The organism is Streptomyces sp. SID12488, assembly GCF_010548275.1.
In the GTDB taxonomy this organism is placed as follows: Bacteria; Actinomycetota; Actinomycetes; order Streptomycetales; family Streptomycetaceae; genus Streptomyces.
In genome coordinates, this window is sequence record NZ_JAAGLT010000011.1 from 251,785 (window position 1) to 259,253 (window position 7,469).

6 protein-coding genes and 1 pseudogene are annotated in these 7,469 nt (G+C 70.1%); 2 read left to right on the forward strand and 5 right to left on the reverse strand.

The features are described from left to right. Positions 1 to 3: 3 nt before the first annotated feature. Genes G3I56_RS19710 through G3I56_RS19720 form a run of 3 tightly spaced genes read right to left on the reverse strand, consistent with a single transcriptional unit; the run spans position 4 to position 4,189 of the window. A complete protein-coding gene (locus G3I56_RS19710; RefSeq protein ID WP_164410678.1) occupies positions 4 to 1,578 on the reverse strand; it encodes a carboxyl transferase domain-containing protein in 1,575 nt (524 codons plus the stop codon). A gap of 53 nt (positions 1,579 to 1,631) precedes the next feature. Beyond that, the gene (locus G3I56_RS19715) at positions 1,632 to 3,362 is read right to left on the reverse strand and encodes an acyclic terpene utilization AtuA family protein (protein WP_343240004.1); all 1,731 of its coding nucleotides are present in this window, start codon (positions 3,360 to 3,362) and stop codon (positions 1,632 to 1,634) included. Next, a complete protein-coding gene (locus tag G3I56_RS19720) occupies positions 3,359 to 4,189 on the reverse strand; it encodes a TIGR03084 family metal-binding protein (protein ID WP_164410636.1) in 831 nt (276 codons plus the stop codon). The genes G3I56_RS19715 and G3I56_RS19720 overlap by 4 nt, the downstream gene beginning before the upstream one ends. Positions 4,190 to 4,561: 372 nt before the next feature. On the opposite strand from G3I56_RS19720, the gene G3I56_RS19725 reads away from it, so the two are divergent. After that, on the forward strand, positions 4,562 to 5,296 hold the full coding sequence (locus G3I56_RS19725) for a class I SAM-dependent methyltransferase (RefSeq protein ID WP_343240005.1): 735 nt from the start codon (positions 4,562 to 4,564) through the stop codon (positions 5,294 to 5,296). Positions 5,297 to 5,337: 41 nt separating this feature from the next. Here G3I56_RS19725 and G3I56_RS19730 read toward each other — a convergent pair whose 3' ends face one another. Next, positions 5,338 to 5,877, reverse strand: coding sequence for a hypothetical protein (locus G3I56_RS19730; RefSeq protein ID WP_164410639.1), 540 nt, complete (start codon positions 5,875 to 5,877; stop codon positions 5,338 to 5,340). 221 nt (positions 5,878 to 6,098) lie between these two features. Here G3I56_RS19730 and G3I56_RS19735 point away from each other — a divergent pair, with 221 nt between their 5' ends. Next, complete coding sequence (locus tag G3I56_RS19735; protein WP_164410642.1) at positions 6,099 to 6,557, forward strand: TIGR03618 family F420-dependent PPOX class oxidoreductase; 459 nt, start codon at positions 6,099 to 6,101, stop codon at positions 6,555 to 6,557. 113 nt (positions 6,558 to 6,670) lie between these two features. Here the strand turns inward: G3I56_RS19735 and G3I56_RS19740 are convergent. Then, positions 6,671 to 7,345: pseudogene (locus G3I56_RS19740) on the reverse strand (type I glyceraldehyde-3-phosphate dehydrogenase); the annotation flags it as partial. Between the last annotated feature and the right edge of the window lie 124 nt (positions 7,346 to 7,469).

A 7,469-nucleotide genomic window follows, 5' to 3' on the forward strand; every position in this document is an offset into this window, starting at 1 on the left:
TCCTTACATCCGGAAGACGCCGAAGCCGCCGCGGGCGCCCTCGTAGGGGGCGGTGTGGATCGCGGAGAGGCACAGGCCGAGGACGGTTCGGGTGTCGCGCGGGTCGATGACGCCGTCGTCGTAGAGCCGCCCGGAGAGGAACATGGGCAGGGACTCGGCCTCGATCTGCTGCTCCACCATGGCCCGTAGCGCGGCGTCGCCCTCCTCGTCGTACGGCAGCCCCCTCGCGGCGGCCGACTGGCGGGCGACGATCGACAGCACGCCGGCGAGCTGCTGGGGGCCCATGACCGCGGACTTGGCGCTGGGCCAGGCGAAGAGGAAGCGGGGGTCGTAGGCGCGCCCGCACATGCCGTAGTGCCCGGCGCCGTACGAGGCCCCCATGAGGACGGAGAGGTGGGGGACGCGGGAGTTGGAGACCGCGTTGATCATCATCGAGCCGTGCTTGATGATGCCGCCCTGCTCGTACTCCTTGCCGACCATGTAGCCGGTGGTGTTGTGGAGGAAGAGGAGCGGGATGTCACGCTGGTTGGCGAGCTGGATGAACTGGGCGGCCTTCTGCGACTCGGCGCTGAACAGAACACCCTGGGCGTTGGCGAGGATGCCGACCGGATAGCCGTGCAGCGTGGCCCAGCCGGTGACGAGACTGGTCCCGTAGAGCGGCTTGAACTCGTCGAAGTCGGAGGCGTCGACGATACGGGCGACGACCTCGCGGGGATCGAAGGGCGCCTTCAGATCGCCCGGGACGATCCCCAGCAGCTCCTCCGCGTCGTACTTGGGCGGCTGGACGTCGGCCGGGCTCGGATCGGCGTACGCCTTGCGGTGGTTGAGGCGGGCGACGACCCGGCGGGCCTGGCGCAGGGCGTCGTGCTCGTCGAGGGCGAAGTAGTCGGCGAGGCCCGACACGCGCGCGTGCATCTCGGCGCCGCCCAGCGACTCGTCGTCGCTCTCCTCCCCGGTGGCCATCTTCACGAGGGGCGGCCCGCCGAGGAACACCTTGGCGCGCTCCTTGACCATGATCACGTGATCGGACATACCGGGGATGTACGCCCCACCGGCCGTCGAGTTCCCGAACACCACCGCCACCGTGGGAATCCCGGCGGCGGAGAGCCGGGTGAGGTCGCGGAAGACGGCTCCCCCGGGGATGAAGATCTCCTTCTGGGACGGGAGATCCGCGCCGCCGGACTCGACGAGGCTGATGAAGGGCAGCCGGTTGGCGAGCGCGATGTCGTTGGCGCGCAGGGCCTTCTTCAGGCTCCAGGGGTTGCTGGCACCGCCGCGCACGGTCGGGTCGTTGGCGGTGATCAGACACTCGACGCCCTCGACCACCCCGATCCCGGTGACGAGGGAGGCCCCGACGGCGTACTCGCTCCCCCAGGCCGCGAGCGGCGACAGCTCCAGGAAGGGCGTGTCGGGGTCGAGGAGCAGCTCGATGCGTTCCCGGGCGAGAAGCTTGCCGCGGGCGTGATGCCGGGCGACGTACTTCTCGCCGCCGCCCGCGAGGGCCTTGGCGTGTTCGACGTCGAGGGCGGCGAGTTTGCCGAGCATGGACTCGCGGTGGGACGTGTATTCGGAGTCCATGGTGCCCGTGGTGCCGGTGTTGCCCGTAGTGTCGAGGCTGGAGGTCAGGACCGTCACAACAGTGCCTCCGGTATGTCGAGGTGCCGGGAGCGCAGCCATTCGCCGAGCGCCTTGGCCTGCGGATCGAAGCGGTGCTGCGCGGCGACGCCCTCCCCGAGGATGCCCTCGACGGTGAAGTTGAGGGCGCGCAGGTGCGGGAGGGTGTGACGTACGACGGTCAAGTCGGCAGTTTCCGGGAGCAGTTCGCGGAATCGGGTGACGGTGAGGGTGTGCGCGAGCCAGCGCCAGGACTCGTCCGTGCGCACCCAGACACCGACGTTGGCGTTGCCGCCCTTGTCACCGCTGCGGGCACCGGCGACGAGCCCGAGCGGGGCGCGGCGGGCCGGGCCGGGCGGCAGGGGGTCGGGCAGGGGCGGTTTCGGCTGCTCCTCGAGTACGAGGGTGTCGTGCGGCGGGGGTACGGGGATCCGGCGTCCGTCGTCGAGGACGGCCACGTGGTCCACGGCGTCCTGCGGGACGTACTCCGCCTCGAAGATCCCGTAGGGGGCGCCCTTTCCGGGGGGTGCCAGGACGTGGAACCCGGGGTAGCTGGCGAGGGCGAGTTCGACGGCGGCGCCGCTGAGGGTGCGGCCCACGGTGTTCTGGTCGGGGTCGCGGACGACTAGCCGGAGCAGGGCGCTGGCGGTCTCCTCGGTGGGCGCGTCGGGGTGGTCAGTACGGGCGAGGGTCCAACTCACCTCAGCCGGGCGGGACTTGGCCGCATAGAGCGCGGTTTCCAGCTGGTCCCGGACGAACTCGGCCTTGCGCTCGATGTCGAGCCCGGTGAGGACGAAGGTGACCTCGTTGCGGAATCCGCCGAGCCGGTTGAGGCCCAACTTGAGGGTGGGCGGGGGCGCTTCCCCTCGTACGCCGTGGACACGTACCCGGTCGGGGCCCTCCTGGGTGAGGCGGACGGTGTCGAGGCGGGCGGTGACGTCGGGCCCGGCGTACCGGGCACCCTGTGTCTCGTACAGGAGTTGGGCGGTGACCGTGCCGATGTCGACGACGCCGCCGGTGCCTGGATGCTTGGTGATGACGCTCGTGCCGTCGGGGTGGATCTCGGCGAGGGGGAAGCCTGGGTGGCGGAGGACGGACCCGGAGTCGCCCATGTGCTCGGCGAAGAAAGCGTAGTTGCCGCCGGTGGCCTGCGTACCGCACTCCAGCACATGCCCGGCGACCACCGCGCCCGCGAGCCGGTCGTGGTCTGCCGGCCCCCAGCCGAAGTGGGCGGCGGCGGGCCCGGCGACGAGGGCGGCGTCGGTGACCCGGCCGGTCACAACGACGTCCGCACCCTCGCGCAGACAGGCGGCTATGCCGAAGGCGCCCAAGTAGGCATGTGCGGCAAGGCTGTTGGGGTGACTGGCGGTGAGGTCGTCGCCCTCGACGTGGGCGACGCGCACCGGGATGCCGAGTCGGTCGGCGAGTTTCCTGACGTTCTCCGCGAGGCCCGCCGGGTTGAGGCCACCGGCGTTGGCGACGATCCGTACACCGCTCTCACGGGCGAGCCCGAGGCACTCCTCCAACTGGCGCAGGAAGGTGCGGGCATACCCGGCCGTCGGGTCCGACGGGTTCTTGAGGCGGTCGCGGCCCAGGATGAGCATGGTCAGCTCGGCCAGGTAGTCACCGGTGAGGACGTCGAGTCGGCCGCCGGTGAGCATCTCGCGCATGGCGTCGAAACGGTCGCCGTAGAAGCCGGATGCGTTGCCTATGCGGAGGGGGGCCAGGTGGCCCCGGGGGGCGGTCACTGTCCGTCGCCCCCCGTCGGTGCGCGTCCGTCCCCCGTCGGTGCGCGTCCCTTGCCCGGCGGTCCCGCGAAGGCCTGGGCGATGTCGAGCCATTGGTCGGCGTCCTCGCCTTCGGCGCGCAGGGCGAGGTCGGCGCGGTGGGCGCGCTGGGTGACGAGGAGGCAGAAGTCGAGGGCGGGGCCGGTGACCAGGCCGACCGCGTGCTTCGGGTCCTCCGGACCGTACGTCCACAACTCCCCTGCGGGTCCGACGAGTTCCACGCGGAACTCGTCGAACGGCGGGGTCATCCCGTGCACACCGAACGCGAAGTCGCGGGTACGGACCCCGAGTCGGGCGATGTGCCGGAGCCGGGCGGTGGGGGCGATCCGGGGCACGCCCAGCGCGTCGGCCACGTCCAGGCCGTGGGCCCAGGTCTCCATCAGCCGGGCGGTCGCCATGGAGGCGGCGGACATCGGCGGCCCGTACCAGGGGAACCGTGCCCCGTCGGGTGCCGCGCGCAGGGCGTCCGCCAGGGCCTCGCGCCCGGCCCGCCAGTCCGCGAGCAACCGCGCGGGCGGCTTCCCCGCCCATTCCTCGGCGCCGTTGTCCACGAAGTCCCCTGGCGAGGTCAGCGCGTTCTCCACCTCACGGTCGAAGGCGGCCCGGTCGGTCAAGGCCAGCACGGAGGAGTGGTCGGTCCAGGCGAGGTGCGCGATCTGGTGGGCGACGGTCCAAGCGGGGGCCGGGGTGTCGAGGGCCCACTGCTCGATGCCCAACTCGGCGACCAGACGGTCGAGTTGGGCGCCTTCCTGGCGCAGGTCGTCGATGACGGCCGACGGGTCGGACACGAGGCGCTTCCTTTCGGGCACGACGGCGTGCCGGGTGTTGCGGCGTGATGCGGTGCGTTTCCGAAGGATGGCAGCGCGACCAGAAACAAGCAAGCATGCTTGCATTGAAAGGAGGGCTTCCGGGGGGCGGGCCTCGATCCCGTCGGTCCGGTCGGTCGGTGCGGTCGGTCGGTCCGCTGCCAAATTCGGATGCTTCGCAGTCGCGCCCCGCAGTACGGTCCCCCGGTGACTGCCTCAGACGCCGGATCCGACGAGGGCCGAGCCGCAGACGACGATGACAAGGCTGGTACCGCTACTGGTACTGGTACTGGTACTGGTGACGGCTACTTCGGGGAACCCGTAGCCGCGAGGTATGACGACCCTTCCTCCCCTATGTTCACGGCCGCCGCCATCGAGCCGGCGGCCGATTTTCTGGCAGAGCTGGCCGGTGACGGGCGGGCCCTCGAACTCGGGATCGGGACGGGTCGTATCGCGTTGCCGTTGGCGCGGCGCGGGGTCGAGGTGCACGGCATCGACATGTCCCGGGCGATGGTGGCCCGGCTGCGGGCCAAACCGGGCGGGGACGCGATCGGGGTGACGATCGGGGACTTCTCGGCGACGAGGGCAGGTACGACGGACGGGGACTTCTCGGTCGCCTACCTCGTCTACAACACGATCATGAACCTGACCTCACAGGAGGCGCAGGTGGCATGCTTCCGCAATATCGCGGCGCAGCTGGCTCCCGGCGGGACCTTCGTCGTCGAGGTCATGGTCCCCGAGCTGCGCAAGCTGCCGCCCGGCCAGAACGTCGTACCGTTCCACACGAGCCCGACCCGCTGGGCCTTCGACGTGTACGACATCGCTACCCAGGCGACCAGCTCGAACTATGTCGAGGTGGTGGACGGACATGGGTCGTACCGCTCGATTCCGTTCCGGTACGTGTGGCCGTCCGAGCTGGACCTGATGGCCCAGCTGGCCGGGATGCGGCTGCGCGAGCGGTGGGACGGGTGGACGCGGGAGCCGTTCACGAGCGAGAGCACGAAGCATGTGTCGGTGTGGGAGAAGGCGGCGGAAGGTGGTGCCCTCGGGGGCGATTCCCACCCCCTCACGGCCCTCCCAGTCACCTGACGCCCGGTGCCGCGCCCTCGGCCTTCCGACGCCAGGGGCCCTCAGTCTTCGTCGACCGACCTGGACAGCGCTTCGCTGATCATGCGGGTGGCGAAGTCGGGGTCCTCGGTGATGCGGTTGATGTGCTCCGCGAGCAGGAAGGCGGTGGCCTCCAGGGGAGTCATCTCGGCCTCGGTCCAGTCTCCGTACTGCTGGCGCCACAGGTTGGGGCTCAGGCCGGTGCCCGCGGCGATGACCAGGCCGGCCATGGTGGGGATCACTTCGGGGCGGACACTCCTGGGCATCATGCGCATCGAGGCCACGAGGGTGGGGACCACGTACTCGACGACGTCCTTGTCGTGTTCCTCGTGGGCCTTACGCAGCCACGTCATGAACATGTAGATGAGGGTGCACGCCCCATCCACCAGGTCATCGGCCCCCGTGGGACCCAACGACGCGGCGAACTGCTCCATCAGCTTCTTCTGTTCGGGATCGGCCCCGGTCTTGCCGTCGTGGACGCTCTTGAGGTGAGAGTCGATCACCAGGAGCGCCGCGCCCACGTCGCCGACGGGAGCGTGCTGGGGATCGCAGGGCGACGACACAGAATTCCTCCTCGGGCGGCTGCGGTGCGCAGCGAATCATGTACGCACAGTAAAGGGTCGACGAGACGGCCACCTGCGGTTTGCCACCTTTGCGGAGGCAGGCGGTCGCTCCCGGCTTCTGATCTCCGGTCCCCGGTCTCCGACTTCTGGTTTACGACTTCTGGTTTCCGAATCCCGACTGCCCTGGAATGCCGGGCTCTGGGTGGGCAGTTACCCGGTTCATGACCCAACGCCCCGCACCACGACCCCTGTCCGACGAAGCCCTCTCCGACCTGCTGGGCAAGCAGCAGTTCGGCACCCTCGCCACCAACAAGCGCAGCGGTCATGCCCACTTGACGACCATGGTCTACAGCTGGGATCCGGAGACCCGCGTCGTGCGGTTCTCCACCACGGCCGACCGCATCAAGGTCAAGCACCTGCGACGAGACCCGCGTGCGGCGCTGCATGTGTCGGGCGGCGACGTGTGGTCGTTCGCTGTCGCGGAGGGCGAGGCGGAGGCGTCCGAGGCCACGACGGTCCCGGGCGACGCGGTCGGGCGGGAGTTGCTCGCGATGATCCCGGCGGAGGCCCGGCCGCAGGACGAACAGGCGTTTCTGGAGGAGTTGGTGGCCGAGCGCCGACTGGTGATCCGTCTGAAGGCAGACCGGCTGTACGGAACAGCACTGGACATCGACGCCTGAGAACTGCTCCTTGGCGCCCCGCCCCAGGGCTCCCGCCGTCCCCGGATCGGCGGGAGCACCGGCGCGGTCGCCGGAGCGAGGTATCGCGTATCCCGTATCGCCCCGGCGTCCGGTCAGCGGGTGGTGGCCAGGAACTCGAGGGTGTCGATCACTCGGTTCGAGAAGCCCCACTCGTTGTCGTACCAGGCGACCACCTTGATGTGGCGGCCGTCGACGCGGGTGAGGGCCGAGTCGAAGATCGCCGAGGCGGGGTTGCCCGTGATGTCGGACGACACGAGCGGGTCGTCCGAGTATTCGAGGATGCCGGCGAGCGGCCCCTCCGCCGCGGTGCGGTACGCCGCCAGGACGTCGTCGCGCGTCACGTCGCGGGCGACGGTCGTGTTGAGTTCGACGATCGAGCCCACCGGCACGGGTACCCGGATCGAGTCGCCCGACAGCTTGCCGGCGAGGTTCGGCAGCACCAGGCCGATCGCCTTGGCGGCGCCGGTCGTGGTCGGCACGATGTTGACACCCGCGGCCCGGGCTCGACGGGCGTCGCGGTGCGGACCGTCCTGCAGGTTCTGCTCCTGCGTGTAGGCGTGCACCGTCGTCATGAACCCGTGTTCGATACCAGCGAGTTGGTCGAGGACCACGGCCAGCGGCGCGAGCGCGTTGGTGGTGCAGGAGGCGTTCGAGACGATCGTGTGCACGACCGGGTCGTACGCGTCGGTGTTGACCCCGAACGCGATCGTGACGTCGGCGCCGTCCGACGGCGCGCTGACGAGTACCTTCCTCGCGCCCGCGTCTAGGCCGTGTTTTGGAAGTCGCGGGCGGCTAGCCAGATGATGAGGCCGCTCGCGATTCGGCCGATGCCGTGCTCAGTGGTCACGTGGTGTTCGCGGCGGGTGGTGTCGCGGCGGACCATCTCGTAGC